Below are 1049 nucleotides of genomic sequence, written 5' to 3'. Positions count from 1 at the left end.
TCTGCTCAGATCGATTTGAAATGCTCCACCTGTTCACTAAGATTTTTTGACAACTCCATCAAGCCTGTACAGGTATCATGGGTGGTATGAATCGACACAGAGATCTGTTGCGAGCCCATCTCAATCTCCTTCAAGGCAAAAACAATCTGCGTCGTGGCGGTCTTTTGCTGTTGAGTGGAGAGTGAAATCTGCTTGGCGGCATCATTGGTGGCCTGAGCCCCTGAAAAAATATCGTTCAAAAAGCCCACTGTCTCCTCAGTGAGAGCACTACCGGATTGAATGCCTTTGGCACCGGTTTCCGAAGCAATAACCAGGCGGTTGACACTCTCCTGAATCTCTTTCAAATTGTCACTGATTTCGCGGGTGGACTCCATGACACTGTCCGCCAAGCGCCGAATCTCTACTGCCACCACTCCAAAGCGTGCACCCGCCTCTCCGGCGCTGGAGGCTTCAATGGCGGCATTAAAGGCGATCAATTTGGTCTGATCGGCAATACCGTTGATAATCTCCATCACCCGGTTGATCTCTTGTGATTTGCGTCCCAACTCCACAACATCACTGATATTTTTCTGATTATCATCGTTGATCTGTTTCATGGTCCGCATCACCTGCATGGCAGCAACGCGGCCCTGCTCTGCCACCTCCAGCGTTTGTGTGGAGACCGACAATACCGAACCAGCATTTTCATTGATTTGGTTGGAGGTGGCAGACAACTCCTCCATCGAAGCAGTAATTTCGGTCACTGCCGCCGATTGCTCTGTGGCAATGGCCACTTCATCGCTGACCGCTGCGGCAATTCCATTGGCCGATGAGAGTACCTGACCGGTCGCTGTAGCCACCACATCTACCATGCTGCGAATTTTTTTCACAATCGATCGTGCCAGCAAGATGCCTATAAAAACGGCAACCGAAGCAAACAGCGCTGTAATTGCCAATCCAAAATAGAGGGAGCGACTGGCATCCACTCGCAACTGGTTGGCATTCTGCACTATGACCAACGATCCAAAGGGCAAGGATTGACCCAAGCGAACTGGTACACCGGCATAAAT

General features: G+C 50.5%; 1 protein-coding gene. It reads right to left on the bottom strand.

Annotation, left to right across the window (positions count from 1 at the left end; all coding sequences use genetic code 11):
* Positions 1-5 precede the first annotated feature (5 nt).
* Positions 6-1049: methyl-accepting chemotaxis protein (locus EJP87_RS17060; protein WP_227657761.1), on the bottom strand; the 1044-nt coding region annotated here is incomplete at its 5' end.

The organism is Candidatus Magnetaquicoccus inordinatus, assembly GCF_004217665.1.
Classification (GTDB): Bacteria; Pseudomonadota; Magnetococcia; order Magnetococcales; family Magnetaquicoccaceae; genus Magnetaquicoccus; species Magnetaquicoccus inordinatus.
This window is presented reverse-complemented; position numbering and strand designations above follow the sequence as displayed.